This is a genomic window from Enterococcus crotali (assembly GCF_000633635.1).
GTDB classification, from domain to species: Bacteria; Bacillota; Bacilli; order Lactobacillales; family Enterococcaceae; genus Enterococcus_L; species Enterococcus_L crotali.
In genome coordinates, this window is the sequence record NZ_AYPQ01000007.1 from 107,290 (window position 1) to 131,871 (window position 24,582).

The window sequence follows — 24,582 nt, forward strand, 5'->3', positions numbered from 1 at the left end:
AGTTATAATAAAGGTAAAAAAGTAGGAGCGATAGAAATGACCATTAGAGAAGCGAAATTAGAAGATGTAGAGGCAATCAATCAGTTAAATACTAGTCCGTTGAATCATGAATATCCATTGGCAGAAGCCCAAAACCAGTTGAGCTATTTATTATCCTCACCAGTAAATAAATTGTTTGTGAAAGAGTTAGATGAAAAGGTGGTTGGCTATATTCAACTAAGTGAATATGTTTGTACGTATGCTCCGAAATTAATGAATGTATTGGCACTTGTAGTAGCTGAGGAATTTCATAGTCAAGGGATAGGAAAAGCTTTACTTGAATATGCTGAGCAATGGGCAAAGGAACAAGGTGCGAAAGGAATTCGATTAAATTCAGGTGTAGAAAGAACTGAAGCACATAAATTTTACGAACATCAAGGCTATGTAAGAGTGAAGAATCAAGTTAATTTCAGAAAAATAGTTGAATAAAAATATCAGTCGTAAAGAATAAAATTGTATGTTGACAAATGAAATTATAAAATGATACCATAGAAAAATAACAAAGAAGAAAGGAGGGAGCAAAATGACAATGAATCAATTCAAAGCAAGTAATAGTCAAAAATGGGTTGTAGAACGTTATCTTAGATTGAGACAATTGCAAAAATCATGTTTTTTTGTTCTCTCTTTCAGTATATAGAACTATTTAAGCAAGGTTCTTTAAAAGATAAGCCATCAATCATTTTTGATTGGTGGTTTTTTTGTTAATTTTTTTGGAGGTGAACCCAATGAGTGGAAGAAAAGGAAAAAATCAAACCGGCTAAGGAATGTGGCCGACATTTTGCATTCCAAACTATAAAAAAGAACGAGGAATCAGAATGTTAACAATCAAAGGAAAATATAACGAAGCACAAGTATTTACGGATATGTTAGATGACAGTACAATTGGACAAATCATGTCTTTATGTAATCAAGAATTTGCCAAAGAAAGCCAAATCAGAATCATGCCGGATACCCATAGTGGATCAGGTTGTGTGATCGGAACCACAATGACGATCACGGACAAAGTTGTACCAAACTTAGTTGGGGTGGATATTGGTTGTGGTTTATACGTTGTAAAGTTAAAAAAATCGATTAAAACTAATTTCGATAAACTAGATAGAATTATTCGTACGAGAATTCCAAGCGGCTCTCAGTCTCATGATAAAAGCTTACATGAATTTGAATTAGGAATGATCCATGCGCCTATCCATAAAGGTTGGGCATTAAGAAGCTTAGGGACACTTGGTGGTGGAAATCATTTTATTGAAGTCAATGAAGGAACAGACGGTTTATATTTAGTGATCCATAGCGGCAGTCGCGTTTTAGGTAAAGAGATTGCTGAATATCATCAGGAAGTTGCCTACCAAGCATTAGCACAAAAAAGAAAAGAACTAAAAATAGCTGCAACGCACGCCAAGCAAAATAAAGAGATAGAGCAAGCAAAAGAGTTACAAGCCGCACGAGAAGCAGTGAAAATACCTTATGAGCTTTCTTATGTAACGGCGAATAATCTAAGTAGGTATTTAGAGGATATGAAAATTGCTCAAGAATATGCTGCTATGAATCGCAAAATAATGGCTGAAACCATACTTAAAGGGATGAAATGGAAAAAGGCTGCGATAGAAGTATTCGATTGCCCTCATAATTATATTGACTTAGAAAATCATCTTTTAAGAAAAGGGGCAGTTTCGGCAAAATTAGGTGAAAAAATCATTGTGCCGTTAAATATGAAAGACGGGAGTATTTTAGCTACAGGGAAAGGGAATCCGGAATGGAATCAATCTGGCCCTCATGGAGCGGGACGTTTATTGAGCCGTTCTCAAGCCAAAGCAAAAATCAGTTTAGAAAGCTATCAGCATGCTATGAAGCATATATGGACGACTTCTGTTTCAAAAAAAACGATTGACGAAGCACCAAAAGCGTATAAGCCGATGAAACAATTAATGAAAGATGTGAAGGATACGATGGATATTCAAGAGGTGATCCGTCCTTTGTATAATTTTAAAGGATAAGAGGCGTGGATTTGAACAGATAGTTTTATTCAAAAGAACGAAATGAGAGAAAATTTTAGGGTTGACATGATCAAAAGCGTTGCTTTTTCAAAAAAATCATTTGATGTATATAATGGGGGGACAGTATCAGTGTTTACTGAAATAGAAAAGCCTATTTAAGAAAGGATGGTTCGAAGATGCCTAAATTTTCTCCCTGTTTATGGTTTGATGGAAAAGTAGAAGAAGCAGCTGAGTTTTATGTGAATGCATTTGAAGAGGGAAAAGTTAATAAGATTGATTACTATGTAGATAGTGAACATCAGCCCAAAGGATCAGTACTGACGATAGCTTTGACACTTGCAGGACAAGAATTTATTTTACTAAATGGTGGGCCAGAATTCCAGTTGACCCCTGCAATTTCATTTTTCGTAGAATGTGAGACAGAAGAGCAAATCAATAAGTTATGGGAAACCTTAAGTCACAATGGTGAAGTCTTGATGGAATTTGGTGAGTACCCATTTAGCAAAAAATATGGTTGGTTGAATGATCGATATGGTGTTTCATGGCAATTAGTTTTAGCAGGTACACCGCAATCGATTGCTCCTAGCTTTTTGTTTGCTGGAGAACAATTTGGCAATGCAGAAGAAGCGATGCATCAGTGGATCGATATTTTCGGTGAAGGGCAGGTAGAATATGTTCAAAAAAATCCTGATGGCACGCTAGCCCAAGCTTTATTTACGATGCATGGACAACCGTTTCGTGTCATGGATAGTGGTGAAGCACATGATTTTACTTTTACGATGGCGACGTCATTTTACATCTATTGTAAGGATCAAACAGAGATTAATCAATTGTGGGAGCAGTCACTGCCAAAGGAAAAGAATGGCCATGCGGCTGGATGGAAGATGAGTATGGTGTCTGTTGGCAGACAGTGACCAATGATTTAGAAGAGCTATTGGATAATTCTGATCCTGATAGAGCGTATCGCGTGATGCAAGAATTGTATAAAATGAAACGAATCGATATATCTGCGTTGAAGAAAGCGTATGAAGGATAAGAAATATTCTAAGATTAGAGGTTGGTTTCGTTCTCACTTATTTCCGAAAGGATTGCTTCTGCTCCCACCGTTTATCCAGATTCCACATGAGTGGGACATGACTCGAAGAGTTATGTCCCACTCACTCTTTCTTTATTTACTTCTCTTAGCAAATGGCTGATAAGCAATTCCACGGCTTTCACACCAATGAATAATCTCACTAGAAAAAATAATATCCGTTGTGGTAAGCTCAGTTGTGGTTGTTTTGCCAAGCAAGGTATATAACATTTTAAGTTCATCTTCCCATTGCTGAACAAGCTCGATTGTTTCATCTACCCCATTTGTCATCAGGTGATTTAAAATAGTTCCTGCGACGCCCACACTTTTAGCCCCAAGACTAAGAGCTTTGACGATATCCAACGACTGACGAACACCACCTGAAGCTAAAACAGTTATGTCTCGTTGCCAGTTCACTGACTCTAACAAGGAAAGAACAGTAGATTGTCCCCAATCAGTTAAAAATCCTAATTCTCGTTTTTTTCGACGGGCATTTTCAATTTGTGTAAAGCTCGTTCCGCCTTGACCGCTGACGTCGACCGCTTTTACACCGCGCCAGACTAATTGTTCGATCGTTTCACTACTCATGCCAAAGCCAACTTCTTTTACAATAACTGGAATAGACAATTGCGAAACAATATCTTCAATATTGTCCAGCCAGCCATGGAAATTTCGATCTCCTTCTGGCATGACCAACTCTTGTGGTACATTCACATGAATTTGCAGTCCATCAGCATGAAAAAGCTCGACCGCTCTTTTGGCCTTTTCTAAAGAAAGTCCAGCACCAATATTTGCCAAAATCACACCGTCTGGATTTTCTTTGCGCATGATTTGATAACTCTCTGCTAAGTCAGGGTTTTTCAAAGCTGCATTGACTGATCCTGTGGCCACCATCACGCCAGTTTCTTTTGCGATGATGCCAAGCTTTTGATTGATGTCTTTCGCACGCTCACTGCCGCCTGTCATAGCATTGATATAAAAAGGTTGTTTCAAGGAAAAACCAAGAAAAGACGCTGAAATATCGACATCATCCATTGCTATTTCTGGAAAGGAATGATGGACGAAACGAATTTGATCAAAGTCGTTGGTTTTATCTTTATGAAAGGCTTTTGCTAACGAAATGTGTTCATCTTTTCGATTCATCTTTTTCCTGCTTTCCGTAAAAGTATACATGCAATGGTAAAGGAGTGATTCCTTCTTTTTCCCAAGAACTCATCAAAGGTAAAATGCCGGATTTTTGTTTAAACAAGACGATACCGCAATCACCGCCACCTGCACCAGAAGATTTCGCTGCACCACCACAAGTTTGTGCTAAATTACATAATTTTTTTAAGGCAGGTGTTTCGATCGTAACGCCTGTGATCGATGTTAGCTGTTGGAGTAATTGTCGATTTTTTCGTATTTGCGTTTGGATCAAAGAAATATTTTCCGTATTAAAACCTGTAATCATTGTTTCGACACACGTTTTACTGTCATCTAGAAATTGTTGATAGGCTGTTTCTTGCACTTCTTTGGACTGGTTGACTTGATCTACTAGATCAGAAGTGGAAGCAGGGCTGCCTGTCCAACCAATTAAAAGACGTAGTTTTTTTGGAACAGTCAACGGTTGGATCATTAATTTTGGCCAAGTTGCTTGAAGCAACGCTGTTAGCGCTTGTTTTTGGACTTGTTCTGAAACCCAGTCATGGTCGAAAGTTGAAAAAGCGATCCATCCTCCGTAGCAGCTTGCTGCGATATCACCACAAGAACCATTTCCTTGAACCTCTAAATGAGCTAGTGCAGAAAGTTTGAAGATCTCTTCTTCCGTGAGATTTAAACCATAAAAGAGCCCCAATGCTTTTACAGTTGCCACAGTGACCGCACCGCTGGAACCTAAACCGTATTTGCGTCCGTTTGAACTATCTAACTCACTAGTAACTTTCAAGTGATAAAAAGACAACTCTTTATTTTGCTCTTGCGCATATTTTTCAGTTAAACGAATCGCTGCTAAAACATAGTGAAAAGGATTTTCTCGAATATCAAGAACTAGTTCGTTGTTTCTTCTAGTCCAGCGCACAGGTAGCGAGCTGTATTGAGCAGACTGAATACTACCGACATTTTCTGCTGTTTCTAGAGTGACCATTACAAATTGATCCACGGCTACGATAATCGCTGGGTGTCCTGGTTCAACAACAGCATACTCGCCAGCAATAAACAGTTTACCTGGTGTAGAAACTTCTATCATAATTCTTCCGACCTTTCTATAGGCATCAAGGTAATTCCTGGTCCAGCGTACGCTGTGATCAGCTTTTGCTCAGACAAATGATCTGCTAAAAAATTCTTTAAAGCAGTCAGGTTTTTCTTTTCGACTAAAATTTTAACATTTGGTCCAGCATCCATCGTAAAGTAACAAGGCAAACCTTCTTGACGAGCTAAACGTACGCATTGCATGACTTTTAAACTTTCAGGTGACCAATAAGTAAATGGTGGAACGGCCGCCAAAGTAGTGCCATGCATGCGTAACCCATTGGCTTCAGTAACTTCACCTAACGTATTAAAATCTTTTTCCTTGATTGCTTGTTTGGCTGCTGTTAAATCGGGTTCAACATTGTCTAACCAACCAGAATAAAAGCTTGATGTTTCAACTGTTCGTTTCATACCATCGCGGCTGGAAATATCTTTTACACCATCATCGACTAAAACGAATATCATGGCTAGTTCATCCTCCCAATTATCCGAAGGAACCGTTTGAGCAAATGAGGTCTGATCGGAGTCGCCTTTTTGCCATTCGGCAAATCCCCCGAAAATACTGCGGCAGGCAGATCCTGAACCGCGTCTAGCCAAGCGAGATAACTCTGTTTCAGTTAATTGTAAATCTAATGCTTCGCTACAGGCACCAGCTAGAGCAGCTAAACCGCTAGCAGAAGAGGCAAGTCCTGCTGCTGTAGGTACAAAGTTTTGACTGTCAACTTTTGCAAATAACGATAAATTTTTCTGTTTGCGAACCATATCTAAAAAGTTGGAAATTTTTTCTGTTTGCTTAGAATCTTGTTTTTTCCCATCTAAAAAGAAGATATCTTCAGTTAATGTTTCATCAAAATGAACACTGGTTTCCGTATAAAAAGCATCTAGTGTCAAAGAAAGACTGCTGTTCATTGGTAGTATCAACTGTTCATTTTTTTTACCCCAGTATTTAATTAGCGCAATGTTTGTATAGGCTCGTGCTTTTCCAGCGTACATTAATTTTTCACTCCTAATGATTGAATCCAAGTGGCTTTTGCGCCAGCTGCTCCTAATGCGGCAGCAATTTTTCCTGCGCATGCTTTAGAATCAGCCAAAGCGATCATACAACCGCCACGGCCGCCACCTGTTAATTTTGCTCCTAAAGCGCCGTTTTCTAGAGCAGCGGCAACTAATTGATCTAATTGGTCATTGCTAACGGTCAATGCTTTAAGTTGTTCTTGTGCTTGATTCATGACATTTCCTAATGTATGAACATCATCTGCTAAAATAACCTGTTTGGCACGTTTAGTCAAGCGGCCTAGCTCAGTAATATGTCGAGCGACTGCTGGTCTATTTTCATCAAAAAGATGAGCAACATCACGAACAGCAGCTCTTGTTTGACCTTTGATGCCCGTATCAGCAACGATCAAAAAAGCATTGGAAACATTCATTGGGAACGTTTCTAATGGATGGCCTTTTATGAAAAATAGTGGTTCATTTCCGCTAGTGGCCGCTGCATCAATTCCGCTAGGATTGCCGTGAGCTATTTTTTCTGCACGATTGACTAACTGTAGCAAGGTATCTGGCGCACAAAAAGTATTGAAATAATCAAATAGTCCACGAACGATAGCAACAGCAGTTGCAGCACTCGATCCCATACCACGCTCTGCGGGAATCGTACTAGTAATAGTAATCTTTAACGTCGCATCTTCTTGATGAAGTGTCATCAAGGTTTGGCTGATGGCTTCTTTGATACTTTTTAATTGGGGAGGAATTTCCGAAAGTCTCCCTGAAAAATAATCACAATCTAAAATCATGGTAGGATTAGCTTCAACTTTTGTTGAAACAAAGGTCTCTTGAAACGGAAAAGCAATCGCTGGTTCACCGTAAACAACAGAATGTTCCCCCATCAATATAATTTTTCCAGAGGCTTGCCCATGACCGATTTTTTCTTTATTCATTTTAATAAACAGTCCTTTTATTTAAAATATCAGATGCGTGATGATCCAAGGGATAAGATAAAAAATCATGGATTGAACACCTTAATTTACGTTTATTTTATTAAGAGTACTATAAACGATTCTTACCAGTAAAACACCCAAAACAGTCTAGTTATAAGCAAATAGTAGAATAAAACCAACAAATAAACCTGGTAGTACCCTATGAGAAATATTTTTTTAGCTAAGATCCGCATTTGGCGGTCATAGTTCATGATAATAAAGTATGTAGTAGTATGGAAGTTCATGTACCTGAGAAATGTTCTCAACCTACACTAGTTTACCAAAAAAAGATATGAAGTAAAATTTATAGTTTCTATATTAAGGAAAAAATTAATTTCTTATTAATATCTGTAAACAAATAACTTAGAGCAAAAATCTTAAATTTAGCTCTAAGTATACTTTCTCTTATTCTTCAATAACTAAGCCTAAGCCAGCAGCAATCGTAATTGCTTGCTCTTGTGTTACTTTTAACCCTTTGAGTAACTCTTGAGAAAAAGCAATTCTTTCAAAGGTACTCTTGGTCAAATCAAGACCAGCTAATTTTGTATGAAACCAATTACTACCAGTCACTGAACAGCCATCAAGCAAAAGGTTATTCCAAGCAACTTCAACAAATTCTGTATCATTTAAACTTGTTTGTTTGAATTGAACCACTTTTTGATTGGTTGCACTGAAAGAAGTATAGTCTGCTAAACAATCTTCAAAGAGACAATCCCGCAAATAACTTTCGGCAAAGTTTGTACCAGTTAATTTACATTGGCGAAAATGGACTTGATGAAAGCTTGCGCCGATCCATTCTGTATTTGAAAGATCACAATGATCAAAAATAACATTGCTACATTCAAAACGCTCCAAATGATTCCGATTCATCGTCAATTTTTCAAACTGACATTCTCTAAAAACTAAATTACGGACATCTTGATAACTTAAATCTTGTTCTTTTACAAATAGACCCTCAATGATTACTTCATCATCTAAAGAAATAAAATCTGTTTCAGTCAGTTTAGGTAACAATGGGGCAATCGGCTGCTTGATTTTCATAAATAAACCCTCCAATAAATGTGATAGAACTATTCTGTTTCTTTATCCAAATTTTCATTTAATTGATACGCACGATTATAAAATTTTAAACAGGTCGTTAAAACATAAGCCCCTAAAAGCCCTAAAAGACTGCCCAAAACAATCCCAATCAAACGATAATTCAACAAACTCACTAAATATTGATGACGAGCTAAGTTAGCGAGTAATAAAGACATAGGTGTGGTAAAAAAGTTTGCGATCGCATAATTTCTTTTGATGAAAAATTCGACAGTCACAAAGAAAAAACAAATGAGAAAAATTGTTTCTAAAGAACTAAATGAAATGCTCAACAACAAAGCTGCAATCAACAATCCGATCATTGTACCTAAGATCCTCTGAATATTCCGGTGCATGACGGCTCGTAAATTATCCCCTTGTAAAACCGCCGCACACGAAACGATCATCCAATAAGCATTTGTCAGATGTAAAGATTGGCTGATGTAGGTTGCTAAAAATAAAATTGCAGCGTAGTGCAATGCATCTAGAAGTGCCGCTGGATCTGTATAAAGTCGCTCTTGTAAGGAAACCTTTTTTTCTGGTGCGGCCGTTTCTCCTTCAATGAAGTATAAGCCGACTGCTACTAAAAGAGACGTCAATATGCCCAGTAAAACATAACTCATCATGATGGGCACTCTATCCAAAGGAATCTTAGTCCCGCTGCCCATGGCGGTTACCATGACAATAAAAAAAGCCCCCGGCTTAGCAATTCTGTATAACCTAAATATAATTCTGGCGAAAAAAGCAACCAACGCTATAACGATAGGAATAGTCCAAGGAATATGTGTACTCAAGACACCGACTAAATTACCAAAAAGTAAAAAACCACCAACTGAACTTAGGCGGATCAGCAGCTCCTTTAATGGAAGAGTTTGGTAATAGAGAAAAGTAAAGATCCCAAGTGAGCCGAAGCTGCCAATCAGTAAGTTGTTTGAAAAATAACCAATGAATAGGGGTACAGCCATACAGATACCAGCACCAATCAAACGAAAAGGTGCTTTTTGAGGTTTATGAAACGTAGTTAATTCTTTGAAAAATGCTGAACGATGCATCTAATCACTCCTTATAATTGATAAGAAATACGTGAACGACCTTTCAACCAGCGGATACGAGATCGTTCCATGTTTAAAAGTGCTGAGGTTAGAGTCTATTTCTTCTTATACTAATCTAACATACTCTTTTATAAGAAGACAATCGCTTTTTAACTAATCTAGTTTTACGGTCTAGTCATGACTGAAAAAAAATAAATAGGATTGGGAGCAAAAACACCACCCTCATTTCTTTCTATTTTTTAGCCTTGGCTAAACGAGCTTGTCCAACTGTTTATAGTCATTTCTAAGAAACAGCTTCTAATGAAGATATAATTTAATGATGGAAGTATTAAGAAAAAATAAGATTATTCTTGATTTTTTAATTTAAAAATTGTAAACTATACCTCAGTACAATAAATAATTATTAAATTCTGATTTTTCAGAAAATACTTAGGGCATTTTAGGGAGGAAAAAAAAATGAAGTTAAAGAAGTCATTTGCTTTTGGATTCATCACTTTATTTAGTTTAACACTAGCAGCATGTGGTAATGGCGGCGGAAAAACAGACGATTCAGGCAGCTCGAAATCAGCTGACGGAAAGCCTAGCGGAGAACAAATTTTCCGTGTTAATGAATTACAAGAAATGCCAAGTGCTGATTTATCAGTAGCAACAGATCAAATCAGTTTTATTGCCTTAAACAATGTGTATGAAGGAATCTATCGTTTGAATTTAGATAATGAAGCTGAACCTGCGGGCGCTGCTGAAAAAGCAGAAGTCAGCGAAGACGGAATTACTTATAAAATTAAGTTAAACGAAAAAGCTAAATGGACTGATGGCAAACCAGTAAAAGCAGAAGACTATGTCTATGGATGGCAACGAACGGTTGACCCTGCGACAGCTTCAGAATATGCTTACTTGTATGAATCTGTAAAAAATGGTGCAGATGTCGCTGCAGGTAAAAAAGATAAAGAAGAATTAGGAATCAAAGCAGTAGGCGATTATGAATTAGAGATTACTTTAGAAAAGGCTACTCCTTATTTTGATTATCTACTAGCATTCCCATCGTTCTTCCCTCAAAGAAAAGATATTGTGGAAAAATATGGTAAAGATTATGCTGCAAACAGTGAAAATTCAGTTTATAATGGACCATTCGTATTAGACGGATTTGATGGACCTGGAACAGATACAAAATGGTCATACAAGAAAAATAAAGAATATTGGGATGCAGATGCTGTAAAATTGGATGAAGTACAGGTGAATGTTGTAAAAGAAGCACCAACTTCATATAATCTATTCCAAGACGGACAAGTAGATGATGTTCAATTAACTGGTGAATTAGCACAACAAGCAGCTAACGATCCACAGCTTGTAATTTTAAAAACAGCATCGACTCAATATATGGAATTAAATCAAATCGATGACAATTCACCATTTAGAAATGAAAACTTAAGAAAAGCTATCTCTTATTCAATCGATCGTAAATCATTGGTTGAGCAGATCCTAGGTGACGGTTCTGTAGAACCTAAAGGCTTAGTTCCAGCTGATATGTCTAAATCTCCAGATGGAAAAGAAGACTTTACAGAAGCTGCTGAGGATAAAATTTCTTATGATAAAGACAAAGCAAAAGAATATTGGGAAAAAGCGAAGAAAGAGTTGGGTATCAAAACATTAGATATTGATATCTTATCTTCTGATGCTGATTCATCTAAGAAAACAGTAGAATATATCCAAGGTGCGATTCAAGATAGCTTAGAAGGAACAAAAGTAACAGTAAGTCCAGTACCATTTGCTGTCCGTTTAGACCGTTCTAACAAAGGTGACTTTAAAGCAGTTATCGGCGGCTGGGGAGCTGACTATGTAGATCCAAGTAGCTTCTTAGATCTATTCCAGACAGGGGTTCCATATAACCGTGGACACTACAGCAATGCTGACTATGACAAAGCATTAAAAGCTGCTTCAACAACCAATGCCAATGATCCTGAAAAACGTTGGGATAATTTAGTTGATGCAGAGAAAATAATCATGGGTGACATGGGTGTGATTCCACTTTACCAAAAAGCAGAAGCTCACTTACGTGCTGAAAAAGTTAAAGATGTTGCTTTCCATCCAGCAGGCGCACAATACGATTATAAATGGACATACATTTCAGAATAATCTGAACTAGTCCTAATCATAAAAATGATTGATACAGAAGCATACACCTCCAGGAACCGAATGGTTATGGGAATAAAAAGAAATTCACGAAAATTGGGTTTCCAAATTTCGTGAATTTCAACTTGTTTCTAAAGGAGCTGCTTCTGTTTCGCCATTTATTCAGCGTTTGAGCAAGTTAACAGAGAACTTTATATTTCTCTCTCTTGCTATCTTTGCTCATAAAAAGTAAAATAATAAAGAAACAATAGAGACAATCAGTAAAATACCTCCAGTTTCAAGCCAGTAAAGCTGATGTGCTTTACCAATCTCTGAAAATGGGATGAATTCTTTTGGTTCATTTTTCTTTCTAAAGCGAATATGCATTTTCATAAAACGTTGGAAATTATCAAAAAATCCTGAGGACATGATCCATAAGGCCAAGCCGATAATTAAAAAGAAGAGTGAAACAATGAAGAAGGTATCAGATACAGAACGGATAGTCAGTGACTGTTTTATTATTAGGTAAGTAAAAATACCGATGCTTGAGACCGCTGAAGTAATCAAGGGCCATTTAAAATTTTTCATATGCTCATCCTTACTTAATTTTCTATCCTTACTTTATCGAAAAAAACTGATGAAGTCAAAATAATCTCGGAGGTGTCATTCTTGAACAGTTTTGGAAAATATTTTCTTAAACGGGTCTTCTTTATGATCATCACATTGTGGCTGATCGCAACGATTACGTTTTTCTTAATGCAATTATTACCAGGTACTCCTTATACCAACCAAGAAAAACTTAGTCCAGAAACAATCGCTATGTTGAACAAGCAATCAGGTTTAGATAAACCGGTGATCGTTCAATATGGAATTTACTTAAAAAATCTGCTAGTGGGCGATTTTGGAATTTCTTTCCAATTTAAAAACCAACCAGTAGCAAAACTTTTAGCAGGCCGTATCGGACCTTCAGTACAATTAGGTGCGCAGGCAATCATCTTTGGTACGCTAGTAGGGATTTTACTAGGGATCATTGCAGCGATGCGCCAAAATACATGGGTGGATACATTAGCAACTTTAATGGCAATCTTAGGGCGTTCGATTCCTAACTTTGTTTTTGCGGTATTACTGCAATATATCTTTGCTATGAAATTAAAAGTATTACCAATCGCAATGTGGAATGGGTTTGCTTATACGATTTTACCAACGATCGCGTTAGCAATGAGTCCAATGGCCGATTCCGCCAGGTTTATACGAACCGAGATGGTCGAAGTTTTACATAGTGACTATGTAGAGTTGGCGCGTGCCAAAGGCTTGAGTCGCTGGCAAGTGGCCGTAAGACATGGACTTAGAAATAGTTTGATTCCTTTGATTACATTACTTGGTCCATTAGCTGTTGGTTTGATGACTGGATCTTTAGTTGTTGAAAATATTTTTGCTATCCCAGGTATTGGGGAGCAATTTGTAAAATCGATCATGACCAATGACTACCCAACAATTATGGCAGTAACTATTCTATATTCTGCTTTATTAGTATTTGTAATCTTGATCGTTGATTTACTTTATGGATTGATCGATCCAAGAATTCGTGTTTCAGGAGGTGCCAAAGGTTAATGGAAACAGTTGACTTAAACAATGTCCCAGAAAAAATCAAAAAGATACCTGCAAATGACTTCCAGCCTTTGGATACATCAACAACAAAGGAACGTGAACGAATTGCGACACCGTCATTAAGCTTCTTACAAGATTCTTGGCGTCGTTTGAAAAAAAATAAAGCAGCTGTGATTTCCTTGATTCTTTTAGGGATCATCATCTTTATTTCAATTATTACTATTTGGGTTTCACCTCATGACCCAACCCAACAAAATGTAGCTTATATCAATTTACCACCGCGTATTCCGATTTTAGACAGTATCAATGGCTTCAATGGAACAGCCACAGTCGCTGGAAAAGTTGTTGATAAATACGCACAAGCCAATGTTCCTGATAATGTAAACTTCTTCCTAGGAACAGACGGATTAGGCCGTGATGTATTGAGCCGTTTATTCATGGGAACACGTATCTCATTATTGATCGCATTTATCGCAGCCTTACTTGATATTACGATCGGTGTAACATACGGTTTGATTTCAGGACTATTAGGCGGACGTGTGGATACAGTGATGCAACGTATCTTAGAAGTTCTTTCAGGAATTCCTAACCTTGTTGTGATGATCTTGATGCTGACTGTTTTTGATCCAGGTATTTTATCAATCGTGTTAGCGATGGTTATTACCAACTGGATTTCGATGGCCAGGATCGTTCGGGCTCAGACCTTGAAATTAAAAGATCAAGAGTTCGTTTTAGCCGCCCAAACATTAGGTGAATCTCGTTTGAAGATCGCCGTAAAACATATTTTGCCGAATATCTCAAGTGTGATCATCGTTCAAATGATGTTCAGTATTCCATCGGCAATTTTCTTCGAAGCGTTTCTAAGTTTCATCGGTTTAGGATTAAGACCGCCGACCGCTTCTCTTGGAACATTATTAAATGAAGGATATAAAACGTTCCGTTTCCTTCCATATTTGATGTGGATTCCTGCCGTAACTTTGTCAGTCGTAATGATTTGTTTCAACTTGTTAGCTGACGGACTACGTGATGCCTTCGATCCTAAGATGAAAGAGTAGAGTGAATGACTATGGAAAAAGTATTAGAAGTAAAAGACTTACAGATTTCTTTTGATACGTTTGCTGGAAAAGTAAATGCTATTCGTGGTGTTAGCTTTGAGCTGTTCAAAGGGGAAACTCTTGCAATCGTAGGAGAATCTGGTAGTGGTAAATCAGTTACTACTAGAAGTATCATGCGATTATTGAGCAGCAATGCAAACATCGATAATGGAGAAATTCTGTTTAAAGGTGAAGATATCGTACACAAAACGGAAAAACAAATGCAAACCATTCGTGGGAAAGAAATTGCAATGATTTTCCAAGATCCAATGACCTCATTGGACCCAACGATGCCGATCGGCAAACAAGTTGCGGAATCGTTGATCAAACACAATAAAGTTTCTAAAAAAGAAGGCTTAGATCAAGCATTAGAATTATTAAAATTAGTAGGGATTCCAAACGCTGAAAAACGTTTGAAAAACTATCCTCACCAATTTTCAGGTGGACAACGTCAACGGATCGTTATTGCGATCGCTTTGATTTGTTACCCAGAAGTTCTAATTGCAGATGAGCCGACAACAGCCTTGGATGTTACGATCCAAGCGCAAATTTTAGAGCTATTAAAAGATTTACAACAAAAAATCAGCACATCGATTATTTTTATCACCCATGATTTAGGAGTGGTAGCCAATGTGGCTGATCGTGTAGCTGTTATGTATGGCGGACGTTTAGTGGAAGTGGGAACATCAGAAGAGATTTTCTACAATCCACAACATCCATATACATGGGGATTACTTGGTTCTATGCCAACAATGGAAGGAACGGAAGATAAGCTATATGCGATTCCAGGTTCACCTCCAGATTTGTTAGATCCGCCAAAAGGCGATGCTTTCTATCCGCGTAATGAGTTTGCAATGAAGATCGACGCAGAAGAAGCACCACCGTATTTTGAAGTATCACCAACTCATAAAGCTGCAACGTGGTTATTAGCGCCACAAGCGCCAAAAATCACCCCTCCAGCTGAAATTGTAAGACGTTGGGCAATTTATGCTGAACGCCATAATACGACTGCAGGAGGCGTTAAATAATGAGTGAAAAAAGAAAAGTACTTTTAGATGTTAAAGGACTAAAACAATACTTTAACGTTGGGCGCCCTGACGAAGTTAGAGCAGTTGACGACATCAGTTTTCATATCTACGAAGGTGAAACATTTGGACTAGTAGGAGAATCTGGTAGTGGTAAATCAACAACTGGACGTAGTGTGATCCGTTTATACGATCCGACTGGTGGAGAAATCATTTTCAATGGTGACGATATCAGTAAAATTCGTTCAAAATCAGGAATGCAAGCATTCCGTCGTGAAGTACAAATGATCTTCCAAGATCCTTATGCTTCATTGAACCCAAGAATGAAAGTCAACGATATCATTGCTGAAGGGATTGACATTAACCATTTAGCGAAAGATGCTGCTGAACGTGAAGCTAAGGTCAACGAATTACTAAAAGTCGTTGGACTTGATCCGAGCCATGGTACACGTTATCCGCATGAATTTTCAGGTGGACAACGTCAACGGATCGGAATCGCCAGAGCCTTAGCTGTTGATCCTCGTTTCATCATCTGTGATGAGCCGATTTCAGCGTTGGATGTATCGATTCAAGCGCAAGTAGTTAACTTATTGCAAGACTTACAAAAAGATGCTGGTCTGACTTATTTGTTTATTGCCCATGATTTATCAATGGTAAAACATATAAGTGACCGTATCGGTGTAATGCATAGCGGTAGATTATTGGAAATGGGTTCAAGTGATGATGTGTATAACTTTGGTGTGCATCCGTATACTGAAAGTTTACTATCAGCTATCCCATTGCCTGATCCAGATTATGAACGGACACGTAAACGTATCGTTTATAAACCACAACCTGAAGACAATAAAGAACGTAAACTAAGAGAAATCACTCCTGAACATTATGTTTATTGTTCTGAAGACGAAGTTGAAGGGTACCGTAAAAAAATCGAAGAGAAAAAAGCCAGAGCGAATCACGCATAGTCGTTTTGCAAACTAAATCCTAGCTAGGAAAAAGACTATTTTTTCTTAGCTAGAATTTTTAAAAAATGGGATGAAAAAAATGAAATGACTAGTAGAACTATTTCTTCTTTGAAAGAGTTCATAACTTACTTGTCAAGGTGGTCAAATAATGAAGGTATTAAAGGCGTATAAATACAGACTTTACCCTACTTCATTGCAAGAGGAGTTCATTAAAAAAACTTTTTCTTGTGTACGGCTTGTGTATAACCTTTTATTACAGGAGAGAATTCAGCTGTATAAAGAACTGAAAGAAAATCCAGATTTAAAAGTAAAAATGCCAACACCAGCTCAATATAAAAAAGAGTATCCTTGTTTAAAGGAAGTGGATAGTTTAGCATTGGCAAATGCACAGGTTTACTTGGATCGAGCGTTCAAAAAATTTCATAGAGAAAAAGCAGTTGGTTTTCCTAAGCTAAAGCAAAAGAAAAACGCTGTTTGCTCCTACACAACGAATAATCAAAATGGTACAATTAAAATCATTGATGAGAAGTATTTAAAAGTGCCTAAGCTAAAATCGTTGATGAAAATGAAGATGCATCGTCCAGTAATAGGGAAAATAAAGTCAGCGACAATTTCTTTGACTCCCAGCAATAAGTATTTCGTTTCAATCTTGTGTGAAGAAGAAATTCCGGCAGTTGAGAAGACGCATTTTGCAATCGGGATCACATTAGGCGCTTCTGAATTTGCTGTATTATCAAATGGCAGACGTTTTGACAATGATAAATATACAAAGGAATTTGAACGGCGGATCACGAGAGAAGAAAGAAAACTGAGGCGACGTAAAGAAATTGCAAAAATAAAAGGAACAGATCTTTCTCAGCAAAAAAACTACCAGAAACAAAAAGTGAAAGTTGTAAAAATGCGGGAAAAGTTGATGAATCAACGAATTGATTTTCTAAATAAAATCACGACAGAAATCGTTAGAAAGTATGACTTGATTTGTATAGAAGATATTCATCAAGCAGATTTTTATAGAAATAATAAACTACATCGAGGCGTTACGGATGTTTCTTGGGCCTTGTTTGTTTCAAAGTTAGAATATAAAGCATCGTGGTATAACAAAAGATTGATTAAGGTTTCCGTGTGCCACAAATGTTCTGAACATTCAGATAATACCCGGATAAGTAAACTATTTTTTCATGAGATAAACGAAAAAAAGGGCAGGCAAGATCCAGAAACAGCGGCCAGTATTCAGGTACTGACACAGGGATTAAAAGAAGCAACTGTCAATGACTAAGTAAAAAAAACTGTAGGGACTACAGGGTTAGCCTAGGGCATATAAGATAGATATAGCGTTTAGTCGATCATTTGTCTTTTTCTAGGAAATTTCTAGTTAATAGAAATAGTTCACTAATTATTAGTTGATAAAAAATCAAACTTTGTTCTACTTATTCAAGTAAGTAATCTTCTTGGGTAAATAGAATGAAGTTTTTTGCCGTCTTTGATGAAATATATAGTACAATAATATTAAGTAAACTGATCCAAAAGGAGGATGATCAATGAGAGAGTATAAAGCACTTGTGTTTTTTGATTTAGACGGTACATTATTAGGGACAGACTCAAAAATTTCCAAAGAAAACCATCAAGCAATTATGGCGTTGAAGCAAAATAAGATTCTACCACTGATTGCAAGCGGACGTTCACCAAAAGAAATCAGACAAATCACTACTGGAACTGCAATCGATTCTTATGTAAGTTTGAATGGTCAATTTAATGTGGTTGAAAATCAAGTGGTTTCAAAGCACCCGATCCCCTTAAAATTGATTCAAGAATTGATGGCGTTTTCTAAAGTACAAGGTCATTCGCTCGCTTGTTACACAGAAAATGACTATGCTACGCGCTATACAAACGCCAGTATGGAAAAATTGTATCAATTAGATAATGCACCATTGCCCCAAATTTCAAAAGACTTCCACCAAGAAAATGAGATCTACATGCTGTATCTTTTTTCAGAGGACGAAAGCAAAGATCCGCTGTATATAACAGAATTCTCCGATAAGTTGACTTTTTTCAGAGACAGTCCTTACTCGTTGGCCATCGTATTAAACGGACAATCAAAAAAAGCTGGTATTCAAGAAGTCATAAAAGCATTGGATTTAGTTGGGTTACCAACCTATGCCTTTGGCGATGGCAATAACGATCTAGGGATGTTTGAAGCGGTAGAAACAGCCATAGCTATGGATAACGCAGGAGATCATGTAAAGAGCCAAGCAGATTTTATTACAAAGTCTCATATGGATGATGGTATTCGTTTTGCCTTAAAGCATTTTGAATTAATTGATTGATTGAAAGGAAGCGAGAAAATGACAGTAAAAATGATTGCAGTAGATATGGACGGCACGTTTTTAAATAGCCAGCAAGAGTATGACCGAGAAAGATTCGATGACTTGTACAAAAAAATGAAGCAGAAAAATGTTCGGTTTGTTGTAGCAAGTGGTAATCAGTATTACCAACTTAAATCTTTTTTTCCAGAAATCGAGACGGAATTATCCTTTGTGGCTGAAAATGGTGCGTATGTGGTTAGTGAAGGCCAAGAAGTTTTTACAGGTGAGATCGATCCAGAAGTCGTGCAAGATGTTCTGACTATTTTAGCGAACTTTGAGCATGGGCATATCATTCTTTGTGGGAAAAACAGCGCGTATGTTGCTGAGGATGAGCCTACTTCATTTATTGAACATGGCAGTAAATATTATCATCGTTTGAAAAAAGTACCAAGTTTATTCGATGTAAAAGACGATACTTTGTTCAAGTTCGCCTTGAGTTTTCCTGTTGAGCAAGTAGCAGAAGTACTGGAGCAGTTGCATGAAGCATTAGGTGATAAAGTCATCCCAGTATCAAGTGGGCATGGCGATGTAGATTTGATCATTCCGGGCATCCACAAAGCGCATGGATTGATGAAACTACAAGAATTATGGGGAATCAAAAATCATGAAATAGCCGCGTTTGGAGACAGCGGTAATGATATAGAGATGCTAAAACATGCTGGATTTAGTTATGTCATGAGTAATGGGCAACCTAATGTCAAGGTAGCTGCTAAAGAAATCATCTTATCTAACGATGAAAATGGTGTGTTAGTGAAGATCGCAGAGTTATTAGAACAATAAGCAATCAAGACGAGCATGAGACAAAACTAAAGGTTAGTTCCGATTTGCGCTCTAAACGCGAATAAACGCTTTTGTCTCGGCCTTGTCTTGATTAAAAAAAGTGTTGACAAAAATGAATTAATATCATATACTATTAAAGTTGAGAAATGAAAGCAGAAGCACCCGCTTCTCGCCTTAGCTGACAGTGTCACTGGGCTGGATATAGGATTCCTTATGTCAATTGATATAAGTCTGAATCATTCGCGGGGTCTGTATACAGAGCCTGTTTTTTATTGTATTTTTTACAATAGCAGACTTTGAAGAAAAGGTTTCAGCAATGATTTTCTCTTAAAAAACTTGGAGGTGAATGACCATAGCAAAGGATATGATGGTGAACGACGGCATTCGTGCACGCGAGTTACGTTTGATCGGACAAGACGGTGAACAATTAGGTGTAAAAACAAAAGTGGAAGCATTGCAGATCGCTGAAACAGCTAACCTAGATTTAGTTTTAGTAGCACCTACTGCGAAACCTCCTGTTGCGCGAATTATGGATTACGGGAAATTCCGTTTCGAGACGCAAAAGAAAGAGCGTGAAGCTCGTAAGAAACAAAAAGTGATCAACGTAAAAGAAGTTCGTTTAAGTCCAACAATTGACGTAAATGACTTCAATACAAAACTTCGTAATGCACGTAAATTCTTAGAAAAAGGCGACAAAGTGAAAGCTTCGATCCGTTTCAAAGGCCGTGCCATTACCCACAAAGAAATTGGTCAGAAAGTTCTTGATCGCTTAGCAGAAGAAACTGCAGATATCGCTACAGTGGAACAAAAAGCGAAAATGGACGGACGCAGCATGTTTCTAACGCTGGCACCGAAGAATGAAAATTAAGCTAACAAGCTGATAACTAGTTAATGAAAATTTTTGAGGATGCTAGTTCAACTTTTTCAACTAATTTAGTTGAACTGTATACGAAATGAAAATGTAGGAGGAAAATTAGTCATGCCAAAACAAAAAACACACCGCGGATCAGCAAAACGTTTCAAACGTACTGGTAACGGCGGGTTAAAAAGATTCCGTGCGTTTACAAGTCACCGTTTCCACGGCAAAACAAAAAAACAACGCCGTCAATTGCGTAAAGCAAGCATGGTTTCATCAGGCGATTTCAAACGTATTCGTCAACAATTAGCAAGAATGAAGTAAAAAAGCTTTTAGGATGATTTCCTTAAGCGTTTAGTAACAAAGCTTGCTGAATTTGAGAATGAAATAATTCATGCAATAACTTAGCAATTAAAATAACTCATAGAGACAATAGATATTTAGGAGGAATTAACCATGGCACGTGTTAAAGGTGGCGTAGTAGCCGTAAACGTCGTAAAAAGATTCTTAAGTTAGCGAAAGGCTATTATGGATCAAAACATACATTATTTAAAACAGCACAAGAACAAGTAATGAAATCATACAGTTATGCATACAGAGATCGTCGTCAAAAGAAACGTGATTTCCGTAAATTATGGATTGCACGTATCAACGCAGCAGCTCGTATGAATGGCTTGAGCTATTCTAAATTAATGCACGGTTTGAAATTGGCAGAGATTGATATCAACCGCAAAATGCTAGCAGAATTAGCTGTTAACGATGCAGCAGCATTTACTGCATTAGCTGACCAAGCTAAAACAGCGTTAAATAAATAGTCTTACAAACCTTGATATAGCAACGTTTATCCCTACTCATTTGAGTGGGGATTTTTTTTGACCCAGATTTTGACCCAGAGATTTACCTTGCTCCATAAAAGCTGCAAAGATGTCAGCTGTTTCCTCTTCATCTTCCTTTTTGTATTTTCTTTTTTTAGGTTTTGATTGTATTCCATTTTCTTGTATTTCAACTTCTAAGCGTGAGAGCGCAATTTTTGCTTCCTTTATTGTTTTGAAGCCACGACGAGTGGTTTCTTTTTGTTTACCAGTTAATAGATCTATTCCTAAATATTTTTTTAACATGTATGCAGTAGTACCATTTTTTTTAGTATATTTTTTTATTGAGAGGAATCATCGTTTGACTCTAGCTTAAACTGATATCAATATCAGAGAGGATTCGCGGTGATACAAGCCATTTACTTTTTGATTAATCATGGATTACCTATCCAACCAAAACTTATAGGCAAAAAAGAACATTATGTTTGGTCTCCAGAATTGGCTGAGAAGTTAATTGATTTTGTCACACAGCATCAACGAATGGACTTAATCCCATTGATTCAGAACAAAACAAAAAATCGCTCCATCAAAAAGATGGAACGATCACCAAAATAAACTAAACTAATTATAGCAAATATGAAAGGAAATGATTATACATGGCAAAAATGTTGAATATGAGAGACTTTGATTTTACAGCAATTGGCACTATTTTTGAATTAGATGAGGTGACACCAAAGTTTGCGACAGAAGAACGAACAAATGATCAAGGAAAAACAATTATGGGACAAGATGGGCAACCAAGAAAATTCAATACGGATGAAATCGTTGGATATAAATACTCAGTGACGATCACAGAAGGCAATTACAGAAAGCAATTACAGAAAGCAATTACAGAAAGCAATTACAGAAAGAAAGCGACTCAAGTGACAGTGAATAGTTTAGACAATCCGATTACGAACAAAGAAATTTTGAAACGAGAGAGTGTGAAATGCAAATTTGTGAATTTGGAGCCTTCTATGATTGGAAATCCGATGTATTTTAAAGCAGATAAAATTCAATTGATTGAAATAGGGAAATAAAATTTAGCAGATGATTGTATGGTCATCTGCTTTTTTTATTTGATAAAAAATATTATCTTCTTTTACTAGTTTCTAAATATAAAACATTAAAAAAATGTCAACTTTGACAGGATTCCGAAAGAATTGTGTCAACTTTTTTTGATATTCTTATGTTAAATGGAGGAATTTTATTTATGAAAAAAGAAATAGGCAACCATGTTGAAATTGTATCTAGTAAAGCAAACGGATATGTATTATTGGCTAATACTGTAAATGATCAGTGGATAAGAATATCGAAAGAAACATTTGATATTCTAAAGCAGTTACTCGAAGCAGATTTAGTAGATGATTTAGAATCAAATTTTTTCAATCCTTAGAAGATTTTCAATTTATAAAAAATACAATTGAAGAACTTGAAAAAATGAATTTAATTAGTCGTTCAGGCGAGAAGTATGGAGTTGTTAATGAAACGGTATCGATAGAAACAACCCATCGATGTAATTTACACTGTGCCCACTGCTGTATGAATGCGTCAAATAATATGAAAGAAGAATCTGATTTGTCTTTAGAGCAAATGAAAGAAATGTTAAATAAGATAATTGAATGGAAACCTAAAAGAATTATGCTTAGTGGTGGAGAACCAATGCTTAGAAAAGATTTTTTCTTGATTCTTTCTTATTTACGGAGTAGATATAACGGAACGATTATTTTATCCACGAATGGTACGTTTATAAATTCCAAAAATGCTAGTCAACTCGTTAAATGGTAGATCAATTTGAGATAAGTATAGATGGAATAGATGAAGAAACGTGTTCGGTAGTAAGAGGACGAGGAGTTTTCAAAAAAGTGATTAGAAGTATTGAAATATTGAAAAATTATAACGCTACTGTCATTAATTTATCTATGATTTTCTCAGATAAAACCGAACATTTATTAGAACCATTTTACCAGTTAAATGAAAAATTGGAAACAAACCCTATTTGTCGGCTCTTCTCGCCAACTGGAAGAGGAGAAGAAAATAAGCAATTATTTACAGATAAAACAGAATTTGAAACGTATATTCCCTCTGATTATATGGTTGAGCACTCGGATAAGCCTTTGTCTATTTGTTCTTGTACCGCAGGGAAAAAGGAAATATTCATAGATTATCAAGGGAACGTTTATCCCTGCCCTAGTTATATTCGTAGTGAACTCAAAATGGGAAATATTTTTAAAATTGACAAATTGACAGATTTAACCGAAAATGGAAGTAGAAAAATATCCTTAACATTAGATAAAATAGATCCTAAGAATTCAGAAAATTGTTCTGAGTGTGAAGTGAAACTTTTTTGTTGGACATGCCCAGCTTCTATAGATGATTTTAAGTCAAAAGAAGCTTTGGATGATAATTGTCGGCGAATTAAACCAGTGTTAATGAAACGGGTTTGGAATTCTTAAAAAAGAGGTGATTATTTGTTGGTTAGAAAAATTCTTGTTGTGGAAGATGATATAGACTTAAATGAAGGAATAAAGTTTGTTCTAGAAAATGATACAACTGAGATTTTTCAAGCGTATTCTCTGACAGAAGCAAAAAAACAAATTAATCAAACATTCGATTTGATACTACTTGATATCAACTTACCAGATGGAAATGGTATTGAATTTTGTAAAATAGTCAAACTTCGTTCAAGTAATAGTCCAGTTATTTTTATTAGTGCAAATGATACTGATATAGATGTTATTCGTGGATTAGAATTAGGAGGAGATGACTATATCATAAAACCCTTTAATTTAATGGTGCTCAGAGCAAGAGTGGAAACGGTAATTAAAAGATACCATACTCCTATTACTGATGAAAATTATAGTGATCAAAATTATTGTTTTGATTTTGAGACAATGAATTATACTTGCAAAGGACAGGCTGTATTTTTAAGTAATGCAGAGCAAAAATTATTAAAAGTATTAGTTAGTAATAGAGGGCAAATAGTGCAAAAAGAAAAGATAATTGAGTTTGTCTGGGGAATAGATGGAGATTATGTTGAAGAGAACGCTTTGGCGGTTGTAATTAAACGGCTTCGAAAAAAATTGGAAATGGATTCTGGCTCAAAAAATATTAAGAGCATTTATGGCATTGGCTATAAATGGGAGAATTTTGAATGAGTATGAAAAAAAAGTTTCTCATTTTGTTGAATGTTGGCATAGTTTTAACACTAGGAATAAGCATCTATTATGAAACTACAAAAGCAATTATCTTTTTAGAATTATTTATTTTAGTAGCTATTCAACTAGTATCTTATTATTTTTTTTCAAGAAGTGTATATAATTTATTAGGAGATTTACATGAGTTACTGTCTACTCCAAATCTTAGCCAATTAGAAATAGAAACAGAAACTGAATTTTCTTCGTTAAAGAACAGATTGATTAAGTATACAAAAATCGAAGAGTTAAAGCGTGTTGAGAATGAACAATCAAAAAACAGATCGAAAAATTAATTTCAGATATT

26 protein-coding genes and 3 pseudogenes are annotated in these 24,582 nt (G+C 36.4%); 21 read left to right on the forward strand and 8 right to left on the reverse strand.

Annotated features, from left to right (window positions below):
• Window positions 1-36 precede the first annotated feature (36 nt).
• The 3 genes and pseudogenes from V192_RS0115385 (at window position 37) to V192_RS20415 (ending at window position 3,066) form a co-directional block, all read left to right on the forward strand.
• Complete coding sequence (locus V192_RS0115385; RefSeq protein ID WP_025873227.1) at window positions 37-468, forward strand: GNAT family N-acetyltransferase; 432 nt, start codon at window positions 37-39, stop codon at window positions 466-468.
• A 386-nt stretch (window positions 469-854) separates the two neighbouring features.
• Entirely contained in the window at window positions 855-2,030 is a 1,176-nt protein-coding gene (locus tag V192_RS0115400) for an RNA-splicing ligase RtcB (protein ID WP_025873228.1), read from the forward strand.
• 176 nt (window positions 2,031-2,206) lie between these two features.
• Window positions 2,207-3,066, forward strand: a pseudogene (locus V192_RS20415) (VOC family protein).
• A 132-nt stretch (window positions 3,067-3,198) separates the two neighbouring features.
• Here the strand turns inward: V192_RS20415 and fni are convergent.
• From fni to V192_RS0115435, 6 genes are all read right to left on the reverse strand, one after another.
• Window positions 3,199-4,245, reverse strand: coding sequence for a type 2 isopentenyl-diphosphate Delta-isomerase (gene fni, locus V192_RS0115410; protein ID WP_025873229.1), 1,047 nt, complete (start codon window positions 4,243-4,245; stop codon window positions 3,199-3,201).
• Entirely contained in the window at window positions 4,229-5,326 is a 1,098-nt protein-coding gene (locus tag V192_RS0115415; protein WP_025873230.1) for a phosphomevalonate kinase, read from the reverse strand. The genes fni and V192_RS0115415 overlap by 17 nt, the downstream gene beginning before the upstream one ends.
• A complete protein-coding gene (gene mvaD, locus V192_RS0115420) occupies window positions 5,323-6,321 on the reverse strand; it encodes a diphosphomevalonate decarboxylase (RefSeq protein WP_035011501.1) in 999 nt (332 codons plus the stop codon). Before mvaD ends, V192_RS0115415 begins: the two co-directional genes overlap by 4 nt.
• Complete coding sequence (gene mvk, locus V192_RS0115425) at window positions 6,321-7,265, reverse strand: mevalonate kinase (RefSeq protein ID WP_025873232.1); 945 nt, start codon at window positions 7,263-7,265, stop codon at window positions 6,321-6,323. Before mvk ends, mvaD begins: the two co-directional genes overlap by 1 nt.
• A 444-nt stretch (window positions 7,266-7,709) precedes the next feature.
• Window positions 7,710-8,345 carry a pentapeptide repeat-containing protein gene (locus tag V192_RS0115430; RefSeq protein WP_025873233.1) on the reverse strand — a complete coding sequence of 212 codons (636 nt, stop codon included), beginning with the start codon at window positions 8,343-8,345 and terminating at the stop codon, window positions 7,710-7,712.
• Between the two features lie 29 nt (window positions 8,346-8,374).
• Window positions 8,375-9,433, reverse strand: a complete 1,059-nt coding sequence (locus tag V192_RS0115435) for an FUSC family protein (protein ID WP_025873234.1) — start codon at window positions 9,431-9,433, stop codon at window positions 8,375-8,377.
• Window positions 9,434-9,889: 456 nt separating this feature from the next.
• Here V192_RS0115435 and V192_RS0115440 point away from each other — a divergent pair, with 456 nt between their 5' ends.
• Window positions 9,890-11,566, forward strand: a complete 1,677-nt coding sequence (locus V192_RS0115440) for a peptide ABC transporter substrate-binding protein (RefSeq protein ID WP_025873235.1) — start codon at window positions 9,890-9,892, stop codon at window positions 11,564-11,566.
• Between the two features lie 216 nt (window positions 11,567-11,782).
• Here the strand turns inward: V192_RS0115440 and V192_RS0115445 are convergent, their stop codons facing one another.
• On the reverse strand, window positions 11,783-12,130 hold the full coding sequence (locus V192_RS0115445; RefSeq protein WP_025873236.1) for a DUF3899 domain-containing protein: 348 nt from the start codon (window positions 12,128-12,130) through the stop codon (window positions 11,783-11,785).
• A gap of 81 nt (window positions 12,131-12,211) precedes the next feature.
• Here V192_RS0115445 and opp1B point away from each other — a divergent pair, with 81 nt between their 5' ends.
• From opp1B to rplT, 10 genes and pseudogenes are all read left to right on the forward strand, one after another.
• Window positions 12,212-13,153, forward strand: a complete 942-nt coding sequence (gene opp1B / locus V192_RS0115450) for an oligopeptide ABC transporter permease Opp1B (protein ID WP_010771133.1) — start codon at window positions 12,212-12,214, stop codon at window positions 13,151-13,153.
• Window positions 13,153-14,205 carry an oligopeptide ABC transporter permease gene (gene opp3C / locus V192_RS0115455; RefSeq protein ID WP_025873237.1) on the forward strand — a complete coding sequence of 351 codons (1,053 nt, stop codon included), beginning with the start codon at window positions 13,153-13,155 and terminating at the stop codon, window positions 14,203-14,205. The genes opp1B and opp3C overlap by 1 nt, the downstream gene beginning before the upstream one ends.
• A gap of 5 nt (window positions 14,206-14,210) precedes the next feature.
• The gene (gene opp1D, locus V192_RS0115460; protein WP_010771135.1) at window positions 14,211-15,272 is read left to right on the forward strand and encodes an oligopeptide ABC transporter ATP-binding protein Opp1D; all 1,062 of its coding nucleotides are present in this window, start codon (window positions 14,211-14,213) and stop codon (window positions 15,270-15,272) included.
• Window positions 15,272-16,231, forward strand: a complete 960-nt coding sequence (locus V192_RS0115465; protein ID WP_025873238.1) for an ABC transporter ATP-binding protein — start codon at window positions 15,272-15,274, stop codon at window positions 16,229-16,231. The genes opp1D and V192_RS0115465 overlap by 1 nt, the downstream gene beginning before the upstream one ends.
• A 148-nt stretch (window positions 16,232-16,379) precedes the next feature.
• On the forward strand, window positions 16,380-17,507 hold the full coding sequence (locus V192_RS0115470; protein ID WP_025873239.1) for an RNA-guided endonuclease TnpB family protein: 1,128 nt from the start codon (window positions 16,380-16,382) through the stop codon (window positions 17,505-17,507).
• Between the two features lie 262 nt (window positions 17,508-17,769).
• Complete coding sequence (locus V192_RS0115475; protein ID WP_025873240.1) at window positions 17,770-18,555, forward strand: Cof-type HAD-IIB family hydrolase; 786 nt, start codon at window positions 17,770-17,772, stop codon at window positions 18,553-18,555.
• Between the two features lie 18 nt (window positions 18,556-18,573).
• Window positions 18,574-19,374 carry a Cof-type HAD-IIB family hydrolase gene (locus V192_RS0115480; RefSeq protein WP_025873241.1) on the forward strand — a complete coding sequence of 267 codons (801 nt, stop codon included), beginning with the start codon at window positions 18,574-18,576 and terminating at the stop codon, window positions 19,372-19,374.
• Between the two features lie 346 nt (window positions 19,375-19,720).
• Window positions 19,721-20,242 carry a translation initiation factor IF-3 gene (gene infC, locus V192_RS0115485; RefSeq protein WP_010763961.1) on the forward strand — a complete coding sequence of 174 codons (522 nt, stop codon included), beginning with the start codon at window positions 19,721-19,723 and terminating at the stop codon, window positions 20,240-20,242.
• A 111-nt stretch (window positions 20,243-20,353) separates the two neighbouring features.
• Window positions 20,354-20,554 carry a 50S ribosomal protein L35 gene (rpmI, locus tag V192_RS0115490; protein ID WP_025873242.1) on the forward strand — a complete coding sequence of 67 codons (201 nt, stop codon included), beginning with the start codon at window positions 20,354-20,356 and terminating at the stop codon, window positions 20,552-20,554.
• A 132-nt stretch (window positions 20,555-20,686) separates the two neighbouring features.
• Window positions 20,687-21,045 (forward strand): annotated as a pseudogene (rplT, locus tag V192_RS20420) (50S ribosomal protein L20).
• Between the two features lie 144 nt (window positions 21,046-21,189).
• Here the strand turns inward: rplT and V192_RS22430 are convergent.
• Window positions 21,190-21,348 (reverse strand): annotated as a pseudogene (locus V192_RS22430) (Arm DNA-binding domain-containing protein); the annotation flags it as partial.
• A 99-nt stretch (window positions 21,349-21,447) separates the two neighbouring features.
• On the opposite strand from V192_RS22430, the gene V192_RS0115505 reads away from it, so the two are divergent.
• The 7 genes from V192_RS0115505 to V192_RS20995 all read left to right on the forward strand — a co-directional run bounded on the left by V192_RS0115505 (window position 21,448) and on the right by V192_RS20995 (window position 24,571).
• Window positions 21,448-21,657 carry a hypothetical protein gene (locus V192_RS0115505; protein ID WP_025873244.1) on the forward strand — a complete coding sequence of 70 codons (210 nt, stop codon included), beginning with the start codon at window positions 21,448-21,450 and terminating at the stop codon, window positions 21,655-21,657.
• A gap of 41 nt (window positions 21,658-21,698) precedes the next feature.
• A complete protein-coding gene (locus V192_RS0115510) occupies window positions 21,699-22,121 on the forward strand; it encodes a hypothetical protein (protein WP_025873245.1) in 423 nt (140 codons plus the stop codon).
• Between the two features lie 173 nt (window positions 22,122-22,294).
• Window positions 22,295-22,477 (forward strand): hypothetical protein, encoded by a 183-nt coding sequence (locus tag V192_RS20425; RefSeq protein WP_035011503.1) that lies wholly within the window; start codon window positions 22,295-22,297, stop codon window positions 22,475-22,477.
• A 44-nt stretch (window positions 22,478-22,521) separates the two neighbouring features.
• Window positions 22,522-22,869 (forward strand): radical SAM protein, encoded by a 348-nt coding sequence (locus V192_RS20430; protein WP_035011505.1) that lies wholly within the window; start codon window positions 22,522-22,524, stop codon window positions 22,867-22,869.
• A complete protein-coding gene (locus V192_RS20435) occupies window positions 22,863-23,537 on the forward strand; it encodes an SPASM domain-containing protein (protein ID WP_082266050.1) in 675 nt (224 codons plus the stop codon). The genes V192_RS20430 and V192_RS20435 overlap by 7 nt, the downstream gene beginning before the upstream one ends.
• A gap of 18 nt (window positions 23,538-23,555) precedes the next feature.
• Window positions 23,556-24,239 carry a response regulator transcription factor gene (locus tag V192_RS0115520; RefSeq protein WP_029948292.1) on the forward strand — a complete coding sequence of 228 codons (684 nt, stop codon included), beginning with the start codon at window positions 23,556-23,558 and terminating at the stop codon, window positions 24,237-24,239.
• Entirely contained in the window at window positions 24,236-24,571 is a 336-nt protein-coding gene (locus V192_RS20995) for a hypothetical protein (protein ID WP_051581965.1), read from the forward strand. Before V192_RS0115520 ends, V192_RS20995 begins: the two co-directional genes overlap by 4 nt.
• Window positions 24,572-24,582: the final 11 nt, after the last annotated feature.